This window comes from Streptomyces sp. NPDC058335 (assembly GCF_042723915.1).
In the GTDB taxonomy this organism is placed as follows: domain Bacteria; phylum Actinomycetota; class Actinomycetes; order Streptomycetales; family Streptomycetaceae; genus Streptomyces.
Genome location: NZ_JBHXHX010000003.1, coordinates 112,186 through 137,200, shown reverse-complemented (window position 1 = coordinate 137,200; position 25,015 = coordinate 112,186). Strand labels below are relative to the sequence as shown.

Here is a 25,015-nt window from a genome sequence, read left to right as displayed (position 1 = left end):
TCTTCCCCTTCAGACCTCGTGGGTACGCCGCGAGAATTATGGTCATGGAAAAGGCGCGAGAGGTTCTGGTCATCGGTGGGAACCGGTATGTCGGCAGGCGGCTGGTCGAAAGGCTGCTGGCGGCCGGCGACCGGGTCACGGTCCTCAACCGTGGATCGTCACGGCCGCCCGCGGGGACGGTCCACCTCGTCGCCGACCGCGACGACGAGGAGGCGCTGCGCGCGGCGCTCGGCCCGCGCCGCTTCGACGTGGTCGTCGACCAGGTCTGCTACACCCCGCGGCAGGCGGCCGTCGCCGTGCGCGTCCTCGCCGGCCGCACCCACCGCTATGTGCTGACGTCCACCGTCGAGGTCTACGAGTACGAGGACTCCATCGCCCCCGTGCGGGAGACGGACGTCGATCCCCTGGCCGCGACCGTCGACCTCGAACTTCCCTGGGGAGACGCCGAGTTCCTCGACGCCCACTACGGCGAGGGCAAGCGTCAGGCGGAGGCGGTGTTCGCGTCGGCCGCGGCGTTCCCGTGGACGGCGGTACGGGTCGCGCACGTCCTGGGAGGCGCCGACGACTTCACCGGACGGCTGGCCCACTACGCGGACCGCATCCGCACCGGCGAGCCGATCACCGTGCCGGTGTCCAACCACCCGGCGACGTACATCCACGTCGAGGAGATCGCGGACTTCCTGTTCTGGGCGGCGGGCGAGGAGTTCACCGGACCCGTCAACGCGGCGTCCCACCAGCCGCTGACCACCGAGGAGTTGTGCGGGGTGGTGGCCGGGCACTTCCCCGACGGCAAGACCGTCTTCCACGAGGTGGAGGTCGGCGAGGTCTCCCCGTTCGCCTTCCGCCGCTCCTACCCCATGGACAACTCCCGTGCCGTGCGGCTCGGTTTCGCCTTCGGCAACGCCCGGCAGTGGCTCGGGCGGGCGGTCGCGGAGACCCTCGGAAAGGATGGCTGACGTGCGGTACCGCACCCTCGGCGGCCTCCGGGTGAGCGCGATCGGGCTCGGCGCGATGCCGCTGTCCATCGAGGGACGCCCCGACGAGGCCCGCGCGCTCGCCACGGTCCACGCGGCCCTGGACGCGGGCGTGACCCTGCTGGACACCGCCGACTCCTACCACCTCCCCGGAGCCGAACCCGGGCACAGCGAACGCCTCGTCGCCCGCGCCCTCGCCACCTACGGCGCTACGGCCGAGGAGGTGCTGGTCGCCACGAAGGGCGGCCGGGGCAGGCCGGCCGGCGAGGACTGGACGGTGAACGGCGAACCGGGCCGGCTCAAGGCGGCCGCGGAGGCCTCCCTCAAGCGGCTCGGGGTCGACGCGATCGGCCTGTACCAACTGCACAAGCCCGACCCCGCCGTGCCCTTCGAGGACTCGGTGGGCGCCCTGCTGGACCTGCTCGACGAGGGCAAGATCCGGCTGGCCGGCATCTCCAACACGGACGCGGACCAGATCCGCCGGGCCCACGCGATCCTCGGCGACCGGCTGGTGTCGGTGCAGAACCGCTACTCCCCCGCCGTCGGCGACAGCGAGCCCGAGCTGCGCCTGTGCGCCGAACTGGGCCTGGCCTTCCTCCCGTGGAGCCCCCTCGGCGGCATCGCCCGCAGCGCCCTGGACGGCCCGTCCCGCACGGAGGGCGGACACCGCTTCGCCGCCTTCCACGAGATCGGCCGGGAACGCGGGGTGAGCCCCCAACAGGTCTGCCTGTCCTGGCTGCTGACCCGCTCCCCCACGGTGATCCCCATCCCGGGCGCCAGCCGCCCCACGACGATCCAGGACTCGGCAGCGGCGGCGGACCTGACCCTGGACGAGGAGGAGCTGACCCGGCTGGAGGAGGCGGTGCGGCGACGGCGGGGGGTACGGGGGTGAGACGGGCGCGACGGGGGTGAGGCGGGTGGTACCGGGGTTGGGCCGGGGTGGGGCCGGTGGTACCGGGGTGGGGCGGTCGTCGGCGGGTACGGGCCGATCCGGGCGGCCCGAGGCGCGGGCACCGCACCTCAACGAAACGGCGGGACCGTGGGCGGGTGTCACCCCGTCCGCGTCAGCCGAGCCTCCGCAGCCGCTTCCCGGCCCGTCAGCAGGAGGAGCAGTGCGGCGATCGGGCCGCGGATCTCCTTGCCCTCGCCGTGGCTCCACTCGATGTCCGTGGCGACCACGCGGGCCCGCGGGAGGGGCCAGGGGCGGGGCGGGACGCGCATCGTGCAGACGCGGTCGGCGGCGTCGCGGGCCGCCTCGCGCGGCATCTCGCGGTCCCGGCCGAGCGCGAGGGCGATGTCCTGGCCGTGGACGAGGATGTCGATGAGGGGCTCGCGGCGGCTGGTCATGGGGGCGAGGCGGCGGGAGCCGACGGTGGAGCGGAGCAGGGCGACGATCTCGTCGGCCGGGCGCCCCGCCTCACGGACGGCGCTGTCATGGATCATGCGGTTCCAGTTGCCGCGGGCGCGGACCATCTCACCCACCACCTGGCCGTACGAGAAGCGGGCCGCCACCGTCAGATGCGCGGCAACGTCCCGCACCCGCCAGTCCCCGCACTGCGTGGGCGTCTCCCACTCCTCGGGACCGAGCCCCTCCAACAGGTCGGCCAGGCTGGTCCGTTCACGGTCGATGACCTGCCAGCACGTGTCCTCGTCCAGCACCGCACCCACGGGAATCACCCACTCAAGTGGTAAGCTTCTCTGACCAAATTAGTCAGGGACTCTGACCACTGTCAAGGCATGGCGAAAGCGGGCGAGGAGGTGTCGGCGGTGACGACGGACGGCGGCCCGGACGAGGCGGAGCCGGAGATCAACACGGGCGTCCTGCTGTTCCTCCCCTACCGGGCCCTGGAGAACCGCGTCTTCGCCGCCCTCGCCGAGGCGGGTTTCGACGACTTCACCCCCGCCCAGGCCCGGGTCCTCCAGCGCATCGGCCCGGACGGCACCCGGCTGACGGACCTCGCCGAACAGGCCCAGATCACCAAGCAGACCGCCGGCTTCCTGGTCGACCAGCTGGAGAAGGCCGGCTATGTGCGGCGGATGCCGGACCCGACCGACCGGCGGGCCCGGCTGGTGTGCGGCGCGGAGAAGGCGTGGGCGGCGAAGGAGGTCGCGGACGGGGTGGTCGCGGAGGTGGAGCAGGAGTGGGAGGAGCACCTCGGCAAGCGCCGGATGCGGCAGTTGCGGGAGGCGCTCACGTCCCTGCGGGAGATCACCGACCCCTGGGCCTGAACCGCTCAGCGCACCTCGCTGACCTCCCGTTCCCGCTCCGTGTCCTCCTCGCCCTCCGTCCCGGCCTCCGCCGGCTTCCCCTTGCCCGGCAGCAGCACCGCCACCAGTACGGTTCCGACGCCGAGCACGACCGCGCCGACCAGGCTCGTGTGGGCGACCGCGTCCGCGAAGGATGAGCCGACCGAGTCGGCCATGTGCCGGGCGTTCTCGGCGAGTTGGGCGGCCTGCGCCTTGAGCTGCGCGGCCTGCTGCGGATCGGTCGACTGTGCCGCCTGCTCACCGAGCTGCCGCGCCCTGTCGGCGACGCCCTGCGCGACGGCGTACCCGGCGCCGACCGAGTCCTGTGCGGTGGCGAGGGTGCCGGCCGGGAGGCCGCTGCCGGACGCCGCGTCTCCGAGGTGGTCGGAGTACGACGTACCCAGCAGCGAGCCGAGGATGGCGATGCCGAGGGAGCCGCCCAGCTCCAGCGAGGTGTCGTTCACCGCGCCGCCGACGCCCAGTTCGGACTCGGGGAACGCCCCCATGATGGCGTCCGTGCAGGGCGACAGGGCGAGCCCGATCGCCACGCCGAGGACGACGAGGGGCGCCACGAAGTCGCCGTACGAGGACGTGGAGTCGACCTGGGTGAGCAGGGCGAGGGCGGCCGTGCCGCCGACCATGCCCGCGGTGACCGTCCACCTCATGCCGACGCGCGGGGTGAGGTAGGCGGTCAGGGCCGAGCCGACGAAGACCGCGCCGGCGAGCGGCAGCATGCGCAGGCCGGTGTCGAGGGCGTCGTAGCCGAGGACGAACTGGAGGTGCTGGGTCAGGTAGTAGAAGGCGCCGAACACGGCCAGGAAGAACAGGGCGACGGCCAGGTTGGACCCGGCGAAACGGCGGTCGGTGAAACGGCGGACGTCGAGCACCGGGCGCGGGTGGCGCAGTTCCCACAGGACGAAGGCGAGCAGGGCCGCGGCGGCGACGACCGCCGCGCCGATCGACTTGGGGCCCCAGCCGAAGTGCGGACCCTCGATGATCATGTAGACGAGCGCGCCGATCCAGACCACCGACAGCAGACCGCCGACGTAGTCGATGCGGTCGTGGTGCCCGGCCCTGGACGGCGGGACGAGGACGAGGGCGCCGACTATCGCGACGGCGGCGACGGGCACGTTGATGAGGAACGACGACGACCAGCCGTGGTTCTCCAGCAGCGCGCCGGCGACGAGCGGACCGGCCGCGATGGCGAGGCCCGCGGTCGCGGTCCACAGGGCGATCGCCTTGGCGCGTTCCGCGCGCGGGAAGGTCGCGGCGAGCAGTGAGAGCGTCGCGGGCATGATGAGCGCCGCGCCCACGCCCATCACGGCGCGGGCCGCGATCACGGCGGTGGAGCTGTCGGCGAGGTAGCCGGAGACGGCGCCGCCGGCGAACACGACGAGCCCGAGGACGAGCGCCCCGCGTCGGCTGTACTTGTCGCCGATCGCCCCGAGCAGCAGCATCAGCGCCGCGTACGGCACGGTGTAGCCGTCGATCACCCACTGGAGGTCGGCGCTGGAGAGGCCCAGGTCCTCGGTCATGGCGGGCGCGGCGACCGTGAGGGCGGTGTTCGCCATCACGATGATCAACAGACTCAGGCAGAGGACGAGGAGCGCCCACCAGCGTCGGCGGTAGGGGCCCTTCATCCCTTCGACCGGTTCGTTCATGACGAGTCGCATGGCAGGGATCGCCTTCCTCGGGACGTGCGCGGCTTGAATTGCACAACGCTGTGCAATGTACGTCCGCTGCACAACAGCGTGCAAATCCGGGGCGCGGAATGAGCCATCACCGGAAGGCGGGCACAATGGCCGCCATGACCACGGGTAACAACAGTCGCGCCGAGGCAAACCGACGCCGCATCCTCGATGTGGCCCTCGCCGAGCTGTTGCGCGACCCCGACGCGTCCATGGACCAGATCGCCCGCGCCGCCGGTGTCGTACGGCGCACGGTGTACGGCCACTTCCCCAGCCGTGAGGCGCTGATCGGCACGCTGGTCGACGAGGCGGTGGAGGTGCTGGCGGCCGCCCACCAGCCGGAACGTGAGGCCGTCGGGGACCCGGCGGAGGAGCTGGCCCGGTCGGTGCTGGCCGTCTGGAAGATCGCCGACCGCTACCGTCTGCTGGTCGCGCTGGCCCAGCGCACGGTCACCATGCAGGGCATCCGGGAGCGGCTCGCCCCGGTCCGCCGGGACTCGATCCGGCTGCTCCAGCGCGGTCTGGACGAGGGGACGTTCGTCTCACCACTGCCGGCGCCGGCGCTGGCGTACGTGCACGAGCAGATCGTGTTCGCGCTGATGGAGGCGGTGAACGACGAGCTGCTGAGCACGCACGAGGCGGGCCGGTCGGCCGCCGTCACGACGCTCACCGCCGCGGGCGTGCCCGCCACCCTGGCCGCCGCACTGGTGACGAAGGTGAACGAGTCCGACTGACGGCCGCGACCACGCGAGAAACGCCGCAGGCCCCCGGTGGGCGAACACCGAGGGCCTGCGGCAAGAGGGAGAAGCGGAAACCGGGCGGCTGAGCTACGGGGGAGTACTCAGCCGCCCGGCGTACAACCGGGTGTCCGGCCCGGGTTCAGGCAGGGCCGGACACCCGGAGTGGGAGGGGACGTGCCGCCCCGGGGGCGTCAGGCCTTGGCGAGTTCCTTCTCGCCCTCTTCCCGCTGCTCGGGAAGGTCCGCAGCGGGGGCGTCCTGGCTGCCGCCGTGGCCGTCGTCGAGGAGGGTCTTCTCGTCGAAGGGCAGCTCACCGGCGAGGACCTGCTCCACGCGTCCCTTGTCGATCTCCTTGGTCCAGGTGCCGATCAGGACCGTGGCGACGGCGTTGCCCGCGAAGTTCGTGAGGGCGCGGGCCTCGCTCATGAAGCGGTCGATGCCGACGATGAGGCCGATGCCGTCCACCAGGGCCGGCTTGTGCGACTGGAGGCCGCCGGCCAGGGTCGCGAGGCCGGCGCCGGTGACACCGGCGGCGCCCTTGGAGGCGACCAGCAGGAACAGCAGCAGCGGGATCTGCTCGCCGACCGACATCGGCGTACCCATGGCGTCGGCGATGTACAGCGAGGCCATGGTCATGTAGATCATGGTGCCGTCGAGGTTGAAGGAGTAGCCGGTCGGGACGGTGATGCCGACGACGGGCTTGCTGACGCCCAGGTGCTCCATCTTCGCGATGAGGCGCGGCAGCGCCGACTCGGAGGAGGAGGTGGACAGGATCAGCAGGAACTCGCGGAGCAGGTACTTGAAGAAGACGAAGATGTTCAGCCCCGAGACGACCCGCAGCAGCGTGCCGAGCACGATGAAGACGAACAGGAAACAGGTCGCGTAGAAGCCGAGCATCAGGACCGCGAGGCTCTTGAGCGCGTCGACGCCGGCCGAGCCGGTGACCGCGGCGATGGCACCGAAGGCACCGATCGGGGCGGCCCACATCACCATGGCGAGGATGCGGAAGACGAGCCGCTGGATGTGCTCGACACCGCGCAGGACCGGCTGACCGGCCGGGCCCATGGCCTGGAGGGCGAAGCCCGCGAGCAGCGCGACGAGCAGCGTCTGGAGCACCTCACCGCCGGTGAAGGCGGAGACGATCGTGGTCGGGATGATGCCCAGCAGGAACTCGGTGGTGTCCTTGGCCTCCGCCGACACCTGCGCCTGGCCGGTCTCCTTGACCGCGTCGGTGAGCGCGAGGCCGCTGCCCGGGTCCAGGATGTTGCCGACGACAAGGCCGATGCTGAGGGCGACCAGCGACATGACCGTGAAGTAGGCGAGGGCGATACCGCCTACGGCGCCGACCTTGGCGGCCTTGCGGACGGATCCGATGCCGAGCACGATCGTGCAGAAGATGATCGGCGAGATCATCATCTTGATCAGGTTCACGAACCCGGTGCCGATGGGCTTCAGCTCGACGGCGAAGTCGGGGGCGATCAGGCCCACGGCGATACCGATGGCGACCGCGACGATCACCGCTATGTACAGATAGTGCGTGCGGTCCCGCTTCTCGGCGGGTACGGCGGATGCCGTATCGGGGGTGCTGGCGGCCACGGCTGCCCTCCTTGACGTCTTCGTCGGCATCACCGGCGTGCGGCTCACGTCCGGGGGATATGGGGGATGCCGTGACTATCCCCCCGCGCTGTGAGGGCGGTCACCCTTCCGTTCATTTAGTTCACGCTTAACCGGGGGGCACACTGACGACATGCGCATCCCCGTCCCGAGACCCCGCAGCCTGGCCGGCCAGCTGTTCGCCATGCAGGCGGTCCTCATAGCGGTGCTCGTCGCGGGTTACGCGCTGTTCACCTACATCAGCGACCGCGGCCAGGCCGAGGAGGCCGCGAGCCGGCAGGCCTCGGCGGTGGCCCGCTCGGTCGCCGACTCCCCCTCCGTGCGGGAGGCGATCGGCACCTCGGACCCGACGGCCGAACTCCAGCCGTACGCGCTGCGGATCATGCACGACACCGAGGTCGACTTCGTCACGATCATGAATCCGGCGGGGATCCGCTGGACCCACCCGGACGAGAAGCAGATCGGCCTGCACTTCCGCGGCAACACCGCCCGCGCCCTGAAGGGCGAGACCTTCACCGAGACCTACACCGGCACCCTCGGCCCGTCCGTCCGCGCGGTCACCCCCGTCGAGGACGACGACGGCCGGATCATCGGCCTGGTCAGCGCGGGCATCAAGGTCGAGGCGATCACCAAACGGGTGCAGGACCAGGTGACGGCCCTGTTCGGCGTCGCGGCGGGCGCGCTCGCGCTCGGCGCGGTCGGCACGTACGTCATCAACGCCCGGCTGCGCCGCCACACCCACGGCATGAACGCGTCCGAGCTGAGCCGGATGCACGACTACCACCAGGCGGCACTGCACGCGGTGCGCGAGGGGCTGCTGATGCTGGACGGCCAGTACCGGGTGGCGCTGATCAACGACGGCGGCCGTGAACTGCTGGGTGTCTCGGGGGAGGTGGTGGGCCGGTCCGTCGCCGACCTCGGTCTGCCCGCCCCGCTGACGGGCGCTCTGCTGTCCTCCGAACCGCGTGTGGACGAGGTGCATCTGACGGCGGACCGGGTGGTGGCGGTGAACACCTCGCCGGTGTCCGGCGGAGAACGCCGGGGCACCGTGGTGACCCTCCGCGACGTCACCGAACTCCAGTCACTGATGGGCGAGTTGGACTCGGAGCGCGGGTTCACCCAGGCCCTGCGCTCACAGGCCCACGAGGCGGCGAACCGGCTGCACACCGTGGTCTCGCTGATCGAACTGGGCCGCGCCGACGAGGCCGTGGACTTCGCGACCGCCGAACTGGAACTGGCCCAGGCGTTGACCGACCAGGTGGTGGCCGCGGTGAGCGAGCCGGTCCTCGCGGCGCTGCTGCTGGGCAAGACGGCGCAGGCGAACGAGCGGGGCGTGGAGCTGGTGGTGTCGCAGGGCAGCGGCCTCGACGACGGGCTGCTCCCGGACTCGCTGCCCGCCCGGGACCTGGTCACCATCCTCGGCAACCTCATCGACAACGCCGTGGACGCGGCACAGGGCAGCGTGCGGGCGCGGGTCACGGTGACCGCGTGCACCGAGCATGGCGCGCGGGACGGCGAGGGCGGCGGCGAGCTGGTGCTGCGGGTGACGGACACCGGTGCCGGGGTGGACCCGGCGCACACCGAGCAGGTCTTCGAGCGCGGTTTCTCCACGAAGCCGTCCGGACCCGGGGGCCGCGGCCTCGGCCTGGCCCTCGTCCAGCAGGCTGTGCACCGCCACGACGGGACCCTGTCGGTGGCGGAGGCCGAGGGCGGCGGAGCGGAGTTCGTGGTACGGCTGCCCCTGCGCACGACGGTCGCCGCCGTGCCGGTGTCGGGAGGCAAGGGATGACGGACGTGACGGACGTTTCGGGCGACGAGCCGATCCGGGTGCTGGTGGTCGAGGACGACCCCGTCGCCGCCGACGCGCATCTCCTGTACGTCGGCCGGGTGCCGGGGTTCGTGGCGGTGGGCAAGGCGCACACCGGTGCGGAGGCGCGGCGCATGCTGGACCGTACGCCGGTGGACCTGCTGCTGCTGGACCTGCATCTGCCGGACGGGCACGGGCTCCAGCTGGCGCGCTCGCTGCGGGCGGCGGGGTACCACGCGGACGTGATAGCGGTTACCTCGGCGCGCGATCTGACGGTGGTCCGGGAAGGTGTGTCGCTGGGCGTCGTCCAGTACGTGCTGAAGCCGTTCACCTTCGCCACCCTGCGGGACCGGCTCGTGCGGTACGCGGAGTTCCGCGGGGCGGCCGGCGAGGCGAGCGGTCAGGACGAGGTCGACCGCGCCCTGGCCACCCTGCGCGCACCGGGCCCCGTCGCGCTGCCCAAGGGGCTGAGCGGCCCGACCCTGGAGCGGGTGACGGGGGCCGTGCGGGAGGCGACGGAGGGACTGACCGCGGCGGGAGTGGCCGAGGCGGTGGGCATCTCCCGGATCACCGCCCGCCGCTATCTGGAACACCTGGTGGAGTCGGGAAGGGCGGAACGCAAGCCGCTGTACGGGCAGGTGGGCAGACCCGAGCTGGTCTACCGGTGGGTCCCGGCCGCCCGGTGAGGCAGCCACGAGCAGCCGGCGGCCGGCATGCCCGCGACCCGGCACCGGCCACGGGCCCCGGCTCGGGCCCCGGAACCGCAGCTGGTGTACCGGTGGGTCCCGGCAGCCCCGTGACGCAGCCACAAGCAACCGGCGGCCGGCATGCCCGCGCCCCGGCACCGGCCACGGGGCCCGGCTCGGACACCGGCACCGGCACCGGCACCGGCACCGGGGAGGAAACGACGGAAACCGCTCACCGTACGTTTCCACAACCGGTGACTATGGTCGAACCGCCCGTAGTCACAGCAGCCTCCGGCGCCTACGGTGTGCCCGTGCACCGACCCCTGTCCCACACCCACCAGCCAGGTCCGCCCTTCGACGCCCTCGCAGCCCGCCGGCTGCGCGCCGCACTGGGGATGACCCCGGACCATGTCGCCCACGGCCTGCGCGTCTCGTTCGGACTGCCCTACGCCACCCCGGAACTCGTCGTCTCCTGGGAACGAGCGACCCTGTCCCCCACCAGCCCCGAGCTGACCGCCCTCGCCGGTGTCCTGTGGTGCTCCCCCGCCGAACTGATCGGCCGCCCGCGCACGCTGCGTGAGTTCCGGATCGCCCGGGGCCTGGCCCCCGAGGACGTGGCCCGCGCCGTCGGTCACGAGTTCCCGGCCTACATGCGCATGGAGGAGAGCGGCCAGTGGCGCGGCACCGACCGCCAGTCCGCCGTACTCACCGAACTGCTCGGCCTCACCCCGCCCGACCTGATCGTCGTCACCGGCCGCGAGGCCGAACTCGCCGAACTCCTGCGCAGCGCGGTCAGCACCCGCTGGCAGGCGTACACCAAGCCGGTCGGCAAGATCCTCCCCTTGGACCGGCGCGTGCTGGAGGCCGTCCTCCAGCAGTTGCACCACAGCTACCAGGGGCAGATGACCGCCACCCTGAGCTGGGGCGGCGGCAGTGCGGCCGGTGACGCGCGGGACTCCGGCCGCGACTTCCTCGACCGGATCACCGACCACTTCTGGACGACCGTCGAGAAGAACTCCGGCTGAGGACGACAGACCCTAGAAAACCGACTCCGCCTCGTCCATCCGGTCCTTGGGCACCGTCTTCAGCTCGGTCACCGCCTCCGCGAGCGGCACCATCTTCACGTCGGTGCCGCGCAGCGCGGTCATCATGCCGAACTCGCCCCGGTGCGCCGCCTCCACCGCGTGCCAGCCGAAGCGGGTCGCGAGGACACGGTCGTACGCCGTCGGCACACCGCCGCGCTGGACATGGCCGAGGATGACCGGACGGGCCTCCTTGCCGAGCCGCTTCTCCAGCTCGAACGCCAGCGCCGTACCGATGCCCTGGAAGCGCTCGTGGCCGAACTGGTCGATCGCGCCCTTGCTGTAGTCCATCGTGCCGTCGGCGGGGTGGGCGCCCTCGGCGACGCAGATCACCGCGAACTTCTTGCCGCGCGCGAACCGCTCCTCCACCAGCTTCACGAGGTCGGCCGGGTCGAAGGGGCGTTCGGGCAGGCAGATGCCGTGGGCGCCGGCCGCCATGCCGGACTCCAGGGCGATCCAGCCCGCGTGCCGGCCCATGACCTCGACGACCATCACGCGCTGGTGGGACTCGGCCGTCGTCTTCAGACGGTCCATGGCCTCCGTGGCGACGCCGACGGCCGTGTCGAAGCCGAAGGTGCGGTCCGTGGAGGAGATGTCGTTGTCGATGGTCTTCGGGACGCCGACGACCGGCAGGCCCGCGTCGGACAGCATGCGGGCCGCCGTCAGCGTGCCCTCGCCGCCGATCGGGATCAGCGCGTCGATGCCGAACTCGTGGATCATGTCCGAGGCGTTGTCGCAGGCCTCGCGGAGGCGGTCGCGCTCCAGCCGTGAGGAGCCGAGGATCGTGCCGCCGCGGGCGAGGATGCCGCTGACGGCGTTCAGGTCGAGGGTGCGGTAGTGGCCGTCGAGCAGACCGGCGTATCCGTCCTCGAAGCCGATCACCTCGTCGCCGTAGTTGTCGACCGCGCGGTGCACGACCGACCGGATCACTGCGTTCAGGCCGGGGCAGTCGCCGCCCGCGGTGAGGACTCCGATGCGCATCCTGCTGTGTCTCCTGCTCGCTGTGGGTACCGGTGAGCCGATATCGATTCTTTCATGCCCCCGAGGCGACTGTCGCTTGACGGGCGCCTTATCCGCGGGCAGGGGTATTGTCAAGAGGGTTCTGCTCACCTCGGTGGGCGATTTTTATGAGCCGCCCGAACGGCCCCATCGATGGAACGGAGAGCACGCGTGACGCGCAGCGTGTACGTGACCGGGATCGACCGCGGCGACGGCCGCCAGGTCGTCGAGCTGGGGGTCATGGAACTCCTGACCCGCCAGGTCGACCGGGTGGGGGTCTTCCGCCCCCTCGTCCACGACGGGCCGGACCGCCTGTTCGACCTGTTGCGGGCCCGGTACCGGCTGTCGCAGGACCCCGGGACCGTCTACGGCATGGACTACCACGAGGCGTCCGCCCTCCAGGCCGAGCAGGGCGCCGACGAACTGGTCTCCCGGCTCGTCGACCGCTTCCACCGCGTCGCCCGCGACTACGACGTCGTCCTGGTCCTCGGCACCGACTACGCCGACACCCAGTTCCCGGACGAACTGTCCCTGAACGCGCGCCTGGCGAACGAGTTCGGCGCCTCCGTGATCCCCGTCGTCGGCGGCCGCGGGCAGAGCACGGAGTCGGTGCTCGCCGAGACCCGCAACGCCTACCGCGCCTACGACGGCCTGGGCTGCGACGTCATCGCCATGGTCGCCAACCGGGTCGCCCGCGAGGACCGCGAGGAGATCGCCGGAGGGCTCGTCTCCCGGCTGCCGGTGCCCTGTTACGTGCTGCCCGACGAGCCCGCCCTGTCGGCGCCGACGGTCGCGCAGGTCAGCACCGCCCTGGGGGCGAAGGTGCTGCTGGGCGACGACTCGGGGCTGGCCCGCGACGCCCTCGGTTTCGTCTTCGGCGGCGCCATGCTGCCGAACTTCCTCCACGCCCTGACGCCCGGCGCCCTGGTCGTCACCCCCGGCGACCGGGCCGACCTGGTCGTCGGCTCGCTGGCCGCGCACAGCGCCGGCACCCCGCCGATAGCCGGCGTGCTGCTCACCCTGGGCGAGGTGCCGAGCCAGGAGGTCCTCACGCTCGCCGCCCGTCTCGCGCCCGGCACGCCCGTGCTGTCCGTGGCCGGCAACAGCTTCCCCACCGCCGAGCAGCTGTTCTCCCTGGAGGGCAAGCTCAACGCGGCCACCCCGCGCAAGGCGGAGACCGCGCTCGGCCTCTTCGAGCGGCACGTCGACACCGCCGACCTGCTGAAGCGGGTCTCCGCGCCGAGCAGCGACCGCGTCACGCCGATGATGTTCGAGCACAAGCTGCTGGAGCAGGCCCGCTCCGACCTGCGCCGGGTCGTCCTCCCCGAGGGCACCGAGGAACGGGTGCTGCACGCGGCCGAGGTCCTGCTGCGCCGCGGGGTGTGCGACCTGACCCTCCTCGGCCCGGTCGACCAGATCCGCAAGAAGGCCGCGGACCTCGGCATCGACCTGGGGGACTGCCAGTTGATCGACCCGGCCACCAGCGAACTGCGCGACGCCTTCGCCGATCAGTACGCACGGCTGCGCGCCCACAAGGGCGTCACGGTGGAGCTGGCGTACGACGTCGTCTCCGACGTGAACTACTTCGGCACGCTGATGGTCCAGGAGGGTCTCGCCGACGGCATGGTGTCGGGTTCGGTGCACTCCACGGCCGCGACGATCCGGCCCGCCTTCGAGATCATCAAGACCAGGCCGGACGCCGGCATCGTCTCGTCCGTGTTCTTCATGTGCCTCGCCGACCAGGTCCTCGTCTACGGCGACTGCGCCGTCAACCCCGACCCGAACGCCGAGCAGCTCGCCGACATCGCCATCCAGTCGGCCGCGACCGCCGCCCAGTTCGGCGTGGAGCCGCGGATCGCGATGCTGTCGTACTCGACGGGTACGTCCGGTTCCGGCGCCGACGTCGACAAGGTGCGCGAGGCGACCGGGCTGGTCCGGCAGCGGCGCCCCGACCTGCGGATCGAGGGGCCGATCCAGTACGACGCGGCCGTGGAGCCGACGGTCGCGGCGACGAAGCTGCCGGGCTCCGAGGTCGCGGGCCAGGCCAGCGTGCTGATCTTCCCCGACCTCAACACCGGCAACAACACGTACAAGGCCGTGCAGCGTTCGGCCGGCGCGATCGCGGTCGGCCCGGTGCTCCAGGGGCTGCGCAAGCCGGTCAACGACCTGTCCCGCGGCGCCCTCGTCCAGGACATCGTCACCACCGTCGCCATCACGGCGATCCAGGCCCAGACCCTCGACCAGAAGGTTTCCCAGCAGTGACCGGCACCCGCGTCCTCGTCCTGAACTCCGGCTCCTCGTCGGTGAAGTACCAGCTGCTCGACATGAGCGACAGCAGCCGGCTGGCGCAGGGCCTCGTCGAGCGCATCGGCGAGCAGACCTCGCGGCTCAAGCACACGCCGCTCGCGACGGGCGAGTCCCGCGAGTGGAACGGGCCCGTCGCCGACCACGACGCGGCCCTCAAGGCCGTCGCCGAGGAACTCGTCAAGGACGGACTGGGGCTGGACTCCCCGGAGTTGGCGGCGATCGGGCACCGGGTGGTGCACGGCGGCAAGCACTTCACCGAGCCGACCGTGATCGACGACGCGGTCCTCGCGGAGATCGAGCGGCTGATCCCGGTGGCCCCGCTGCACAACCCGGCCAACCTGACCGGGATCCGCACGGCGCGGGCGCTGCGCCCGGACCTCCCGCAGGTCGCCGTCTTCGACACCGCCTTCCACACCACGATGCCGGAGTCGGCGGCGCGCTACGCGATCGACGTGAAGACCGCCGACGAGCACCGCATCCGGCGCTACGGCTTCCACGGCACCTCGCACGCGTACGTCTCCCGGGCGACCGCCGAACTGCTCGGCCGGACGCCCGAGGAGGTGAACGTCATCGTGCTGCACCTCGGCAACGGGGCGTCCGCCTCCGCCGTACGGGGCGGCAGGTGCGTCGACACCTCGATGGGGCTCACCCCGCTCGAAGGCCTCGTCATGGGTACCCGCTCCGGAGACGCCGATCCGGCCGTCATCTTCCATTTGGCACGTGTTGGCGGAATGTCCATCGACGAAATCGACACTCTTCTCAACAAGAAGAGCGGGCTGATCGGCCTGTGCGGTGACAACGACATGCGGGAGATCCGACGGCGGGTCGACGAGGGCGACGAACAGGCGAAGCTCGCCTTCGACATCTACATTCACCGTCTGAAGAAGTACATCGGCGCCTATTACGCCGTGCTCGGCCGGGTGGACGCCGTGGTGTTCACCGCCGGGGTCGGCGAGAACGCGGCACCGGTGCGCGCGGCGGCCGTCGCGGGCCTGGAGACCCTGGGCCTGGCGGTGGACGCAGAACTGAACGACGTACGGAGTGACGAGCCGCGGCTGATCTCACCCGCAGGCGCGCGAGTGAAGGTCGCCGTGGTCCCCACGGACGAGGAACTGGAGATCGCCACACAGACCTACGCGCTGGTCGGGCGGAATCGATATGCGGCTCCGCCGCGTGGTGACTGAGCAGGAAAGCAACTGAGCGCGTTCCCGCCCATTTGTATCTTCCACCAGACGGAATATTCCGTAGCGAAACAAACCGATAGGATCGCCCCATGCGCCGTTCGAAAATCGTCTGTACTCTCGGCCCCGCGGTCGACTCCCACGAAATGCTCGTGTCGCTGATCGAAGCCGGCATGAACGTGGCCCGCTTCAACTTCAGCCACGGCTCGCACGCCGAGCACCAGGGCCGGTACGACCGGGTCCGTGCCGCTGCCAAGGAGACCGGCCGGGCCATCGGTGTCCTCGCCGACCTCCAGGGCCCGAAGATCCGCCTCGAGACCTTCGCCGAGGGGCCGGTCGAGCTGGTGCGCGGTGACGAGTTCACCATCACCACCGACGACGTGCCCGGCGACAAGACGATCTGCGGCACCACCTACAAGGGCCTGCCCGGCGACGTCTCGCGCGGCGACCAGATCCTCATCAACGACGGCAACGTCGAGCTGAAGGTCCTGGACGTCGAGGGCCCGAGGGTGAAGACGATCGTCATCGAGGGCGGTGTCATCTCCGACCACAAGGGCATCAACCTGCCCGGCACGGCCGTCAATGTGCCCGCACTGAGCGAGAAGGACATCGACGACCTGCGGTTCGCGCTGCGCATGGGCGCCGACCTGGTCGCGCTGTCCTTCGTCCGCGACGCCAAGGACGTCCAGGACGTGCACCGCGTCATGGACGAGGAGGGCCGCCGCGTCCCCGTCATCGCCAAGGTGGAGAAGCCGCAGGCGGTGGAGAACATGGAGGACGTCGTGATGGCGTTCGACGGTGTGATGGTCGCCCGTGGCGACCTGGCCGTCGAGTACCCGCTCGAGAAGGTCCCCATGGTGCAGAAGCGGCTCATCGAGCTGTGCCGCCGCAACGCCAAGCCGGTGATCGTGGCGACCCAGATGATGGAGTCGATGATCACCAACTCCCGTCCGACCCGCGCCGAGGCCTCCGACGTGGCCAACGCGATCCTGGACGGCGCGGACGCGGTCATGCTGTCCGCCGAGTCGAGCGTGGGCGCGTACCCGATCGAGACCGTGAAGACGATGTCGAAGATCGTCGCCGCGGCCGAGACGGAGCTGCTCTCCAAGGGCCTCCAGCCGCTCGTGCCGGGCAAGAAGCCGCGTACGCAGGGCGGTTCGATCGCCCGTGCCGCGTGCGAGATCGCCGACTTCCTCGGCGGCCGGGGCCTGGTGGCCTTCACCCAGTCCGGCGACACCGCCCGCCGTCTCTCGCGCTACCGCGCGACCCAGCCGATCATCGCCTTCACCACCGACGAGGGCACCCGCAACCAGCTGACCCTCAGCTGGGGCGTCGAGTCGCACGTCGTGCCGTTCGTGAACAGCACCGACGAGATGGTCGACCTGGTGGACCAGGAGATCATCAAGCTCAACCGCTTCAACCCGGGCGAGATCGTGGTCATCACCGCCGGCTCGCCCCCCGGCGTCCCCGGCACCACGAACATGGTCCGCGTCCACCACCTGGGCGAGGAGGGCCGCGGCTGACCGGCCGCTGCCCCGCGGGAGCGGACCGCTGAACGGCGCTGAGGGCGCCCCCTGTGAAAGGGGGCGCCCTCAGGCCTTGTGCGGCTCCCGGAAGGGATTGCGGGGGATGCCTACTTGGTGTTGTAGAGGTGCATCCCCGGTATGTGGAGGTCGCCGCCGAACTGGCCGGCCTGGACGACCTTCACCTTGGTGAAGTAGATCAGCGGGATGTTCAGCGGAGGCGGGTTCTCCGGGTCGAACGTCACCGGGATCAGACCGAACAGGTTCCCCGAGATGCTCTCGGTGTACATGATCGTGTCGCCGTTGCGGATGGTCGACGTCGTGCCCGAGCCGGCCTGAACGTGGTAAGTCACGCCCGCCTGCTTGTCGTTGACCGTCTGGTGCAGGTCGCCGATGTCGGTCCCCTCGGAGATGACGTACTTCAGGACCTTCTTCTTGGTCCCGTTGGCCGTCTTCACCTCGACGATGCCCTGGTAGTCGGCGCCCTTGAGAAGCAGCGAACTGGCGTTGAGGTACCACGGGTCGTCCGGCAGCGGCGTCTTGTTGTCGATGCCGCTCTCGTCCTCGGTGGCGACCGGGCAGTCGTCCACGGCGGTCGTGGCGCTCTCCGACGGACTCGGCGAGGCCGTCGCGTCGGCGGCGTCCTCCGCCGCCTTCTCCGCCTTGTCCTCGGCGGCCTTCGCCGTGTCGCCCGCCTTGTCGGCGGTGTCCTTCACCGCGTCGGTGAGGGCGTCGGAGGTGTCCTTGGCGGTACCGGAGTCCTTGCCGGAGTCGGCCGAGCCGGAGCCCGTGTCCGTCGCCGTGTCGCCGCCGGTGCCCGTCGAGGCGGACTCGGAGGCCGACGGGGTCGGGCTCGCGGTGGCCGTCTCCTCGGCATCCTTGCCGTCGAACAGATCGGTGATCGTGTCGCCGATCGTCTCCAGCAGGTTCTTGTCCGTCTCGGACGGCGACGGACTGGCCGTCCCGGTGTCGCCCGAGCTCTCCGACTTCTGCGGCTCGGACGTCGCCGACGACGCCGCGGGGGCGGGCTCGTCCGCTTCACCGGCACCTGAATCCGGCGCAGTGGAGTCACCCGTGCCGCTCGTGCCGTCCGTCGGCTCGTCCTTCGAACCGGATCCGGAGTCGTCCTTGGCGTCGTCCTTCTCGTCGTCCGCGGACTCGCTCGCGCTCGCCGAGGCGGACGGCGAGGGCGACGCGGAGGCGTCGGTTCCCTCGGAGTCCTCCAGGGCCGCCACGCAGTCCTTGTACTCGTCGATGGTGAGGCTCTTGGACGTCGGCTGGTCCTCGGCGTTGGCGAGGGTCGGTGTGAACCCCATGCCCATGAGGACCGCCGTCGGCATGGCCGCCAGGGCTATCGCCTTGCCGGCCGGCATGTGGAGCCTGGTGAACAGCGGCTTCTTGGGTGCCGCGTGGCGCGGCCCGGTTCTCACGCGGGCAGCGTCCACACCGCTCCCGGTGGTCACCTCGTCAGCCGGCACTGTGCCTCCCGTTCGCCCCGTTGGCCGGGCTCGTTCCTGACAGTTCGTTCGGCTCGTCCGAGCCGTCGGCGTCCTTGGTGAAGACCGGACCCGTGCTGTACGGGTTCACGGTGGGTCCGTCCGCCGGGGCGGTTCCCGGGCCCTCCGGGAAGGCAGCGGCGGGCGTCGTGCCCGTACCCGGCCCCTTCTCCAGCGCCTGCTCCGACGGCGGTGCTCCCGGCGCCCAGGAGACGGCCATCGCTCCGCCGATCAGGGCGAAGAGGAAGCCGATGAGGAAGCCGCCGAGGTTGGACACCGGGATGGAGACCAGACCCAGCAGAATCGCCGCGACGCCCGCGAAGACCCGTACGTGCTTCTGGAACCACAGGCTGACGCCCAGCACCGCGAGCAGTACGCCGATGATCAGCGAGCCGGCGCCGGCGGTGGTCGCCATCGCCAGCGTCAGATGACCGATCTGAAGGTTCGCGTACGGGAAGTAGGCGATGGGCAGCCCGCTGATCAGGATGAACAGACCGGCCCAGAACGGCCTCGTGCCCCGCCAGGCGCGGAACTGCTGCCTCCGGAGGTCGAACTGGCCGGGGGCGACAGGGGTCTCGGCGCTCATGGAAAACAGCTCCCTGGTGCGGCGTTGCTGTGGTGGTTGTGCTGCGGGTGAAGACCGGCGCTCACGGCTGGACGGGCGCTCCGGTCCGGACGGGTGAGACTGGACGGGCGGGGGTGCCACCGGCTCCCCCGCCCGTCAGAGAGTGCTTAGTAGCACTCCTTGACACCCGTCGACAGCGACATCTTCAGGCCGCTGAGCTTGAAGGTTCCAGCGGTGGTCGCCCACGCCGTCTGCTTCACGTCGGTCAGGACGGCCGACTCGGCCTCCTGAGCGAACCCGAACGGGTTCGCGGTGTCGCCGCTCTTGATGCCCGGACCCTTCTTCAGGTCCTTGGCGGCCACACCGATGTCGATGTTCGTGAACGTCGCATCGGCCTGGAGGTCCTCGACGTCGATGAAGAGGTTCTCGGCCTTGACGGGGGTGTCGCCACCGCCGGCCTTCAGCGTGAGGCTGACCGAACCGATCAGCGGGATGTTCGGCGTGACCACGGACTGGCACATGTTCGTGATCGACGCGCTCTTGAACCCGGAGACCGCGACGGGGTGAGCCGTCTTCTTGCCGTCGAGGGTGTAGCCCGAGTCGATCGCGCCGTACTGCGAGAAGCCCGTACCGACGAGCTTGTCCGCGGTGACCTTGAACGACTGACCCGAAACGCTGAACGACGCTGCGAGCGCACCCTGCGCGAGGGCGACACCTATACACGCCGTGGCGGCGACGCTGGGCACCATGACCACAGCGAAGCGCTTCCATCTGGTCCCGCCACGCACCTGGGACTCCATATTTCCTCCTTCTCGGACGTACATCTCCTGGCCCTGACTAGCCCCCGGAACGGCGGCTCAGCCGGGCAGGGATGGGAGAAGTGCTACGTCCTCGGGAAGGGGAGCGCCTGTATTCCTCAGGCGCGAACCGCGCCCGAATCACCGGCGATCACCCCCGAGCGACAACCACTGGTCGCGCCTGACACGCATCACGCACAACCTTGCTGGACAGGCTTCGCCTCGGCGAAGACCCCCCTGCCCAAGAGCCGACGCCACTGCCGTCGGCTCGCTCGGTGGGGACCCAGGAAAATCCGTTGACCCAACCGGCTGTCGGGGTACGGCAATGGACCGAGCGTGGCCGATCGTGGTGCATTCTCGCCGCCCGCACAAGGGGGTTCGTTACTCGCTAGTAACGGCCGGATAACCGAACAACGACCCACAGGTCTCGGCCGACAACGCTCGGTGGCAGCCATGCCCAGGACAAAACTATTGATCGCTGGACAGAATCCGACAGAACTGCGGCCCTGACTTACTGCCAGTAACAGCGGCCGCGATTGCCAAGTTTTGGCAAAGCGCGGCCGCAGCGGAACCGTGTCGGCGGAACTTTCACTCGGGCACCACCGGCTCCGACGTTTAGCGACTGGTCAGAACCGGGCCCCCGCCCCTCTAGAAGAGGGCGCGCGCCAGCGCCCTGCGCGCCGCCGTCACCCGCGGGTCGTCGGGACCGACCACCTCGAACAGTTCGACCAGCCGCAGCCGCGCCGCGTCCCGCTCGTCACCGGCCGTACGGGCCACGGTGTCGATGAGCCGCCCGAAGGCGTCCTCGACATGCCCGCCCACCAGATCGAGGTCGGCGGCGGCGATCTGGGCCTGCGCGTCACCCGGCCTGTCGGCGGCCTCCCTGCGCACCCGCTGCGGGTCCATGCCCTGCACCCGGTGCAGCAACTCGGCCTGAGCCAGGCCGAGTTTGGCCTCGGTGTTGCCGGGGTCGTCGGCCAGCACATTCTGGTACGCCCGCACCGCCCCGCCGAAGTCACCCGCGTCCAGAGCCTGTACGGCGGCCTCCAGCAGGGCGTCGTACGGGCCGGCCGGCGGCTCGACGACCGCCTCGGCACGCTCGCCGGGGTCGGCCTCGGGATCGACGGTGAGGCCGGTCAGACCGAAGCGCTGCTCGGCGACCTGCACCAGCTGGTCCAGGGTCTGCCGGATCTGCGCCTCACCGGCGGCCCCCTGGAAGAGCGGCAGCGCCTGCCCGGCGACGACCGCGAAGACGGCCGGGATGCCCTGCACCCCGAACTGCTGCATCAGCATCTGGTTGGCGTCGACATCGATCTTGGCGAGCAGGAACCGCCCGTCGTACTCGACGGCGAGCCGCTCCAGCACCGGGCTGAGCTGCTTGCAGGGCTGGCACCACTCGGCCCAGAAGTCGATGACGACCGGCACCTCGGCGGACCGCTGGAGGACGTCCCGCTCGAACCCGGCCTCATCGACGTCGATGACGAGGTCCGCGGGCGACACGGCCCCCGTCCCGCCCTGCCGGGCGGCTTCGGCCCGAGCCTGCTCCGCCTTCGCCTTGGCCTCCTGGGCCGCCTTCACCGCGGCGAGGTCGACGACTCCGCTCATGGACATGTTCCGTGGCTGCATGCGTCTATCCTCCCCCGTCCGCGCGTGTGCGTGAAAAGCGATCCGAAATAAGCGCCGGGTCCCCACCCCACGCCGTCCGGCCGCGACTCGTGTACGTCCGTTCACGAGCTTTCGCTACGAGTCGTAGCGTAATACCGGGAGTGGCCTTCCCGCCGCCCCACCCCGGTGATCTCCCTCACGACCGGACAGAACCGGCCGGTTATCGTCGGAGGATGCAGAGCCGCACCCCCGCCGGCCGTGCCGGACGCCCGCGCAGCGCCGCGGCCGACACGGCGATCCTGTCCGCGACCCGCCAGGCGCTGGTCGAACTGGGCTGGTCCAAGCTCACGCTGGGGGACGTGGCGACCCGCGCCGGGGTGGCCAAGACGACGCTCTACCGCCGCTGGTCCGGCAAGAACGAACTCGTCGTGGACGCGGTCGCGGAACTCTTCGACGAACTGGAACTCCCCGACCGGGGCAGCCTGGCCGCGGACATCGAGGGCGTGGTCCTCCAGTTCGCGGCGATCCTCGCCCGTCCGGAGGCCAAGAGTGGCCTGATGGCGGTGGTCGCGGAATCCACCCGCGACGAGGCCCTGCGCGAACGCATCCGTGCCTCCATCGTCGACCCGCAGAAGGACCTGGTGCTGGAGGGCCGGGCCCGAGCCCGGACCCGAGGTGAACTCCCGCCGGAATCGGACCCCCTGGAAGCGTCCCGCACGGTGGACCTGATCTTCGACATGGTCGCGGGTGCGGTGGTCCACCGCACCCTGGTCAGCGCGGAACCGGCGGACGAGGAGTGGGTGAGCGACTTCACCCGGGTGCTCCTGCACGGCTTGGCGGCACCACCCCCCAACTCGTCCGGCATGTGAGGGCCGGGCCGAGGCCCTTCAGGTCCGGCGGCGCGGGCGAGGAAACACCCGGCCGCCGCCGGCCACCCAGAACCCCTCTAGAACCCCGCCGGCTCCGTGTACACCCCCCACTCCTCCCGCAGCACCCCGCAGATCTCCCCCAGCGTCGCCTCGACCCGCACCGCCTCCACCATCGGCCCGATCATGTTGGACCCGTCCCGGGCGGCGGCCAGCATCGCGTCGAGGGCGGCACGGACAGCCGACTCGTCGCGGACGGCCCGCCGAGCGCCCAGCTCCCGCACCTGCTCCCGCTCCACCTCGTGAGAGACCCGCAGGATCTCCAGATCCCCGGTCACCGACCCGTGGTGCACGTTGACGCCGACGACCCGCTTCTCCCCCTTCTCCAGCGACTGCTGGTAGCGGAACGCGGACTCGGCGATCTCCCCGGTGAACCAGCCGTCCTCGATCCCCCGCAGGATCCCGGAGGTGACGGGCCCGATGGGGTGCCGCCCGTCGGGGTGCGCCCGCAGCCCCCGCTCCTTGATCTGCTCGAAGATCCTCTCGGCGTCCGCCTCGATCCGGTCGGTGAGCTGCTCGACGTACCAGGAACCGCCCAGCGGGTCGGCGACGTTGGCGACCCCGGTCTCCTCCATCAGCACCTGCTGCGTGCGCAGCGCGATCTCGGCGGCCTGCTCCGAGGGCAGCGCGAGGGTCTCGTCGAGGGCGTTGGTGTGCAGCGAGTTGGTCCCGCCGAGCACGGCGGCGAGCGCCTCCACGGCCGTACGCACCACGTTGTTGTACGGCTGCTGGGCGGTCAGGGAGACGCCGGCGGTCTGGGTGTGGAACCGCAGCCACTGCGCCTTCTCGGACTTCGCCCCGTAGACGTCCCGCATCCACCGGGCCCAGATCCGGCGCGCGGCACGGAACTTGGCGATCTCCTCGAAGAAGTCGAGGTGCGCGTCGAAGAAGAAGGACAGACCGGGGGCGAACACGTCGACGTCCAGCCCGCGGGAGAGGCCCAGTTCCACGTACCCGAAGCCGTCGGCGAGGGTGTACGCCAGCTCCTGCGCGGCCGTCGATCCGGCCTCGCGGATGTGGTAGCCGGAGACGGACAGCGGCTTGTAGTCGGGGATGCCGGCGGCGCAGTACTCCATGAGGTCGCCGATGAGGCGCAGATGGGGCTCGGGCTGGAACAGCCACTCCTTCTGCGCGATGTACTCCTTGAAGATGTCGGTCTGGAGGGTGCCGTTGAGGACGGCCGGGTCGACGCCCTGCCGTTCGGCGGCGACGAGGTACATGCAGAAGACCGGTACGGCCGGCCCGCTGATGGTCATCGAGGTCGTCACGTCGCCGAGGGGGATGTCCCTGAAGAGGACCTCCATGTCGGCGGCCGAGTCGATGGCGACCCCGCAGTGCCCGACCTCGCCGAGCGAGCGGGGGTCGTCGGAGTCGCGGCCCATGAGGGTCGGCATGTCGAAGGCGACGGAGAGGCCCCCGCCGCCGTTGGCGAGGATCATCTTGTAGCGCTCGTTGGTCTGCTCGGCGTTCCCGAACCCGGCGAACTGCCGGATGGTCCAGGTGCGCCCCCGGTAGCCGGTCGGGTACAGCCCTCGCGTGTAGGGGTACTCCCCCGGCCAGCCGATCCGCTCGAAGCCCTCGTATGTGTCGCCGGGCCGTGGCCCGTACACCGGCTCCACGGGATCGCCGGAGAGCGTGGTGAAGTCTGCGTCGCGCTTGCGCGCGGCGTCGTAACGGGCCTGCCAGCGTCGGCGGCCTTCCTCGATGGCGTCAGCGTCCATACCCTCGAATTTACTAGGACGTCCAAGTAAATGTCGATGGGAGACCGCCGTACGCATGCGTACGGCGGTGGGGGTTACGCCTTGGCGACCGCCGGCGCATCCTCGGCGACCTTGGCCTCCAGCTCGCGCGAAACGTTTCGCTCGACGAAGAAGGCGGCCGTCGGGACGGTCCCGGCGAGCAGCACCCAGAGCTGCTTGCGGACCGGCCACCTGGCCTTGGACCCCAGGTCGAAGGCGAAGACGAGGTAGACGACGTAGAGCCAGCCGTGCGCGATGGAGACGACACGGGTGGCGTCCGCGGCACCGCTCAGGTCCAGGACGTACTTGCCGATCATGCACAGGCACAGCAGGACCAGGAGCACACCGGTGACGTAGGCCATGACCCGGTAGCGGGTCAGCACGCTCTTCTTCATGCCGTCGAGCGTAACCAGGCGTTCCGGGCGATCTTGCCCCGGGTCGCCCCTCACGCCGCCCGTCGCCTCGCCCCTCGGGTCACGCCTCGTCGAAGTCGTGCGCCGCCACCCGGAGCGGACGCAGCATGGCGAAGATCTCCGCGCATTCCTCCGCGTCGTACACGCCGAGGCCGAAGTCCATGGCCATCAGGTCGCGGGTGGCCGCCTCGACGACCTCGCGGCCCTTGTCGGTGATGGTGGCGAGGGTGCCGCGGCCGTCGTTGGGGTTGGGGCGCTTGGCGACCAGGCCGGACTTCACCAGGCGGTCGACGGTGTTCGTCACGGAGGTGGGGTGCACCTGGAGCCGCTCGCCGATCTTCGACATGGTCAGCTCCCCCTCCTTGGAGAAGGTGAGCAGCACGAGGGCCTCGTAGCGCGCGAAGGTCAGCCCGTACGGCTTGACCACCGCGTCGACCTCGGCGAGGAGGATCTGGTGGGCGCGCATGATCGAGGTGATCGCGGCCATGGACGGCACGCTCCCCCAACGCCGCTTCCAGAGCTCGTCGGCGCGGGCGATGGGGTCGAAGGGAAGGCTGGGCGGCTTCGGCACGGCACCAGACCCTACCCGTCGGTCATATCGCGGTCAGCCCCGTCTCGGCCTTCGGT

General features: G+C 70.7%; 22 protein-coding genes. 11 read left to right on the top strand and 11 right to left on the bottom strand.

Annotated elements, in window-relative coordinates:
• The first annotated feature begins 44 nt into the window (after positions 1–44).
• On the top strand, positions 45–956 hold the full coding sequence (locus ACFWJX_RS06480) for an NAD-dependent epimerase/dehydratase family protein (RefSeq protein WP_383237733.1): 912 nt from the start codon (positions 45–47) through the stop codon (positions 954–956).
• A 1-nt stretch (position 957) separates the two neighbouring features.
• Positions 958–1,866 (top strand): aldo/keto reductase, encoded by a 909-nt coding sequence (locus tag ACFWJX_RS06475; protein ID WP_383238462.1) that lies wholly within the window; start codon positions 958–960, stop codon positions 1,864–1,866.
• A gap of 158 nt (positions 1,867–2,024) precedes the next feature.
• Here the strand turns inward: ACFWJX_RS06475 and ACFWJX_RS06470 are convergent, their stop codons facing one another.
• Positions 2,025–2,651 (bottom strand): maleylpyruvate isomerase family mycothiol-dependent enzyme, encoded by a 627-nt coding sequence (locus tag ACFWJX_RS06470; RefSeq protein WP_383237730.1) that lies wholly within the window; start codon positions 2,649–2,651, stop codon positions 2,025–2,027.
• Positions 2,652–2,711: 60 nt separating this feature from the next.
• Between ACFWJX_RS06470 and ACFWJX_RS06465 the strand changes: the two genes are divergently transcribed.
• Positions 2,712–3,203, top strand: coding sequence for a MarR family winged helix-turn-helix transcriptional regulator (locus ACFWJX_RS06465; RefSeq protein WP_383237727.1), 492 nt, complete (start codon positions 2,712–2,714; stop codon positions 3,201–3,203).
• Between the two features lie 5 nt (positions 3,204–3,208).
• Here the strand turns inward: ACFWJX_RS06465 and ACFWJX_RS06460 are convergent, their stop codons facing one another.
• Complete coding sequence (locus ACFWJX_RS06460; RefSeq protein WP_383237724.1) at positions 3,209–4,894, bottom strand: MFS transporter; 1,686 nt, start codon at positions 4,892–4,894, stop codon at positions 3,209–3,211.
• Between the two features lie 125 nt (positions 4,895–5,019).
• Here ACFWJX_RS06460 and ACFWJX_RS06455 point away from each other — a divergent pair, with 125 nt between their 5' ends.
• Positions 5,020–5,643, top strand: coding sequence for a TetR/AcrR family transcriptional regulator (locus ACFWJX_RS06455; protein ID WP_383237721.1), 624 nt, complete (start codon positions 5,020–5,022; stop codon positions 5,641–5,643).
• Positions 5,644–5,840: 197 nt separating this feature from the next.
• Here the strand turns inward: ACFWJX_RS06455 and ACFWJX_RS06450 are convergent, their stop codons facing one another.
• Positions 5,841–7,274 carry a cation:dicarboxylate symporter family transporter gene (locus ACFWJX_RS06450; protein ID WP_383238459.1) on the bottom strand — a complete coding sequence of 478 codons (1,434 nt, stop codon included), beginning with the start codon at positions 7,272–7,274 and terminating at the stop codon, positions 5,841–5,843.
• Between the two features lie 121 nt (positions 7,275–7,395).
• Here ACFWJX_RS06450 and ACFWJX_RS06445 point away from each other — a divergent pair, with 121 nt between their 5' ends.
• The 3 genes from ACFWJX_RS06445 (at position 7,396) to ACFWJX_RS06435 (ending at position 10,780) form a co-directional block, all read left to right on the top strand.
• On the top strand, positions 7,396–9,051 hold the full coding sequence (locus ACFWJX_RS06445) for an ATP-binding protein (protein WP_383237718.1): 1,656 nt from the start codon (positions 7,396–7,398) through the stop codon (positions 9,049–9,051).
• A gap of 5 nt (positions 9,052–9,056) precedes the next feature.
• Complete coding sequence (locus tag ACFWJX_RS06440) at positions 9,057–9,755, top strand: response regulator (RefSeq protein WP_383237715.1); 699 nt, start codon at positions 9,057–9,059, stop codon at positions 9,753–9,755.
• 260 nt (positions 9,756–10,015) lie between these two features.
• Positions 10,016–10,780 (top strand): XRE family transcriptional regulator, encoded by a 765-nt coding sequence (locus ACFWJX_RS06435; RefSeq protein WP_383238458.1) that lies wholly within the window; start codon positions 10,016–10,018, stop codon positions 10,778–10,780.
• 12 nt (positions 10,781–10,792) lie between these two features.
• Here the strand turns inward: ACFWJX_RS06435 and ACFWJX_RS06430 are convergent, their stop codons facing one another.
• Positions 10,793–11,818, bottom strand: coding sequence for an ATP-dependent 6-phosphofructokinase (locus ACFWJX_RS06430; RefSeq protein WP_086770819.1), 1,026 nt, complete (start codon positions 11,816–11,818; stop codon positions 10,793–10,795).
• 189 nt (positions 11,819–12,007) lie between these two features.
• Between ACFWJX_RS06430 and pta the strand changes: the two genes are divergently transcribed.
• The 3 genes from pta (at position 12,008) to pyk (ending at position 16,847) form a co-directional block, all read left to right on the top strand.
• Positions 12,008–14,098 (top strand): phosphate acetyltransferase, encoded by a 2,091-nt coding sequence (gene pta, locus ACFWJX_RS06425; RefSeq protein WP_383237711.1) that lies wholly within the window; start codon positions 12,008–12,010, stop codon positions 14,096–14,098.
• Complete coding sequence (locus ACFWJX_RS06420) at positions 14,095–15,327, top strand: acetate kinase (RefSeq protein ID WP_383237708.1); 1,233 nt, start codon at positions 14,095–14,097, stop codon at positions 15,325–15,327. Before pta ends, ACFWJX_RS06420 begins: the two co-directional genes overlap by 4 nt.
• Positions 15,328–15,416: 89 nt before the next feature.
• Positions 15,417–16,847, top strand: coding sequence for a pyruvate kinase (pyk, locus tag ACFWJX_RS06415; RefSeq protein ID WP_383237705.1), 1,431 nt, complete (start codon positions 15,417–15,419; stop codon positions 16,845–16,847).
• 110 nt (positions 16,848–16,957) lie between these two features.
• On the opposite strand, the gene ACFWJX_RS06410 is transcribed toward pyk, so the two are convergent.
• The 4 genes from ACFWJX_RS06410 to ACFWJX_RS06395 form a co-directional block, all read right to left on the bottom strand.
• The gene (locus ACFWJX_RS06410; protein WP_383237702.1) at positions 16,958–18,325 is read right to left on the bottom strand and encodes a hypothetical protein; all 1,368 of its coding nucleotides are present in this window, start codon (positions 18,323–18,325) and stop codon (positions 16,958–16,960) included.
• Positions 18,315–18,929, bottom strand: coding sequence for a DUF6114 domain-containing protein (locus tag ACFWJX_RS06405; protein ID WP_383237699.1), 615 nt, complete (start codon positions 18,927–18,929; stop codon positions 18,315–18,317). The genes ACFWJX_RS06410 and ACFWJX_RS06405 overlap by 11 nt, the downstream gene beginning before the upstream one ends.
• Positions 18,930–19,075: 146 nt before the next feature.
• Positions 19,076–19,708 (bottom strand): DUF6230 family protein, encoded by a 633-nt coding sequence (locus ACFWJX_RS06400; RefSeq protein ID WP_383237696.1) that lies wholly within the window; start codon positions 19,706–19,708, stop codon positions 19,076–19,078.
• 645 nt (positions 19,709–20,353) lie between these two features.
• Positions 20,354–21,331: a tetratricopeptide repeat protein gene (locus tag ACFWJX_RS06395; protein ID WP_383237693.1), complete on the bottom strand. Its 978-nt coding sequence runs from the start codon at positions 21,329–21,331 to the stop codon at positions 20,354–20,356.
• A gap of 212 nt (positions 21,332–21,543) precedes the next feature.
• On the opposite strand from ACFWJX_RS06395, the gene ACFWJX_RS06390 reads away from it, so the two are divergent.
• Positions 21,544–22,179, top strand: coding sequence for a TetR/AcrR family transcriptional regulator (locus tag ACFWJX_RS06390; RefSeq protein WP_383237690.1), 636 nt, complete (start codon positions 21,544–21,546; stop codon positions 22,177–22,179).
• 77 nt (positions 22,180–22,256) lie between these two features.
• On the opposite strand, the gene ACFWJX_RS06385 is transcribed toward ACFWJX_RS06390, so the two are convergent.
• The 3 genes from ACFWJX_RS06385 to ACFWJX_RS06375 form a co-directional block, all read right to left on the bottom strand.
• A complete protein-coding gene (locus ACFWJX_RS06385; protein ID WP_383237687.1) occupies positions 22,257–23,957 on the bottom strand; it encodes a methylmalonyl-CoA mutase in 1,701 nt (566 codons plus the stop codon).
• A 74-nt stretch (positions 23,958–24,031) separates the two neighbouring features.
• Complete coding sequence (locus ACFWJX_RS06380; RefSeq protein ID WP_383237684.1) at positions 24,032–24,370, bottom strand: DUF3817 domain-containing protein; 339 nt, start codon at positions 24,368–24,370, stop codon at positions 24,032–24,034.
• Between the two features lie 79 nt (positions 24,371–24,449).
• On the bottom strand, positions 24,450–24,959 hold the full coding sequence (locus ACFWJX_RS06375) for a MarR family winged helix-turn-helix transcriptional regulator (protein ID WP_383237681.1): 510 nt from the start codon (positions 24,957–24,959) through the stop codon (positions 24,450–24,452).
• Positions 24,960–25,015 lie beyond the last annotated feature (56 nt).

Coding starts and splice junctions, on each gene's coding strand:
- pyk (WP_383237705.1), top strand. CDS start 15,417: ATGCGCCGTTCGAAAATCGTCTGTACTCTCGGCCCCGCGGTCGACTCC.
- ACFWJX_RS06465 (WP_383237727.1), top strand. CDS start 2,712: ATGGCGAAAGCGGGCGAGGAGGTGTCGGCGGTGACGACGGACGGCGGC.
- ACFWJX_RS06435 (WP_383238458.1), top strand. CDS start 10,016: ATGGTCGAACCGCCCGTAGTCACAGCAGCCTCCGGCGCCTACGGTGTG.
- ACFWJX_RS06430 (WP_086770819.1), bottom strand. CDS start 11,818: ATGCGCATCGGAGTCCTCACCGCGGGCGGCGACTGCCCCGGCCTGAAC.
- ACFWJX_RS06450 (WP_383238459.1), bottom strand. CDS start 7,274: ATGCCGACGAAGACGTCAAGGAGGGCAGCCGTGGCCGCCAGCACCCCC.
- ACFWJX_RS06380 (WP_383237684.1), bottom strand. CDS start 24,370: ATGAAGAAGAGCGTGCTGACCCGCTACCGGGTCATGGCCTACGTCACC.
- ACFWJX_RS06445 (WP_383237718.1), top strand. CDS start 7,396: ATGCGCATCCCCGTCCCGAGACCCCGCAGCCTGGCCGGCCAGCTGTTC.
- ACFWJX_RS06405 (WP_383237699.1), bottom strand. CDS start 18,929: ATGAGCGCCGAGACCCCTGTCGCCCCCGGCCAGTTCGACCTCCGGAGG.
- ACFWJX_RS06480 (WP_383237733.1), top strand. CDS start 45: ATGGAAAAGGCGCGAGAGGTTCTGGTCATCGGTGGGAACCGGTATGTC.
- ACFWJX_RS06400 (WP_383237696.1), bottom strand. CDS start 19,708: ATGGAGTCCCAGGTGCGTGGCGGGACCAGATGGAAGCGCTTCGCTGTG.
- ACFWJX_RS06395 (WP_383237693.1), bottom strand. CDS start 21,331: ATGCAGCCACGGAACATGTCCATGAGCGGAGTCGTCGACCTCGCCGCG.
- ACFWJX_RS06390 (WP_383237690.1), top strand. CDS start 21,544: ATGCAGAGCCGCACCCCCGCCGGCCGTGCCGGACGCCCGCGCAGCGCC.
- ACFWJX_RS06455 (WP_383237721.1), top strand. CDS start 5,020: ATGGCCGCCATGACCACGGGTAACAACAGTCGCGCCGAGGCAAACCGA.
- ACFWJX_RS06460 (WP_383237724.1), bottom strand. CDS start 4,894: ATGCGACTCGTCATGAACGAACCGGTCGAAGGGATGAAGGGCCCCTAC.
- ACFWJX_RS06385 (WP_383237687.1), bottom strand. CDS start 23,957: ATGGACGCTGACGCCATCGAGGAAGGCCGCCGACGCTGGCAGGCCCGT.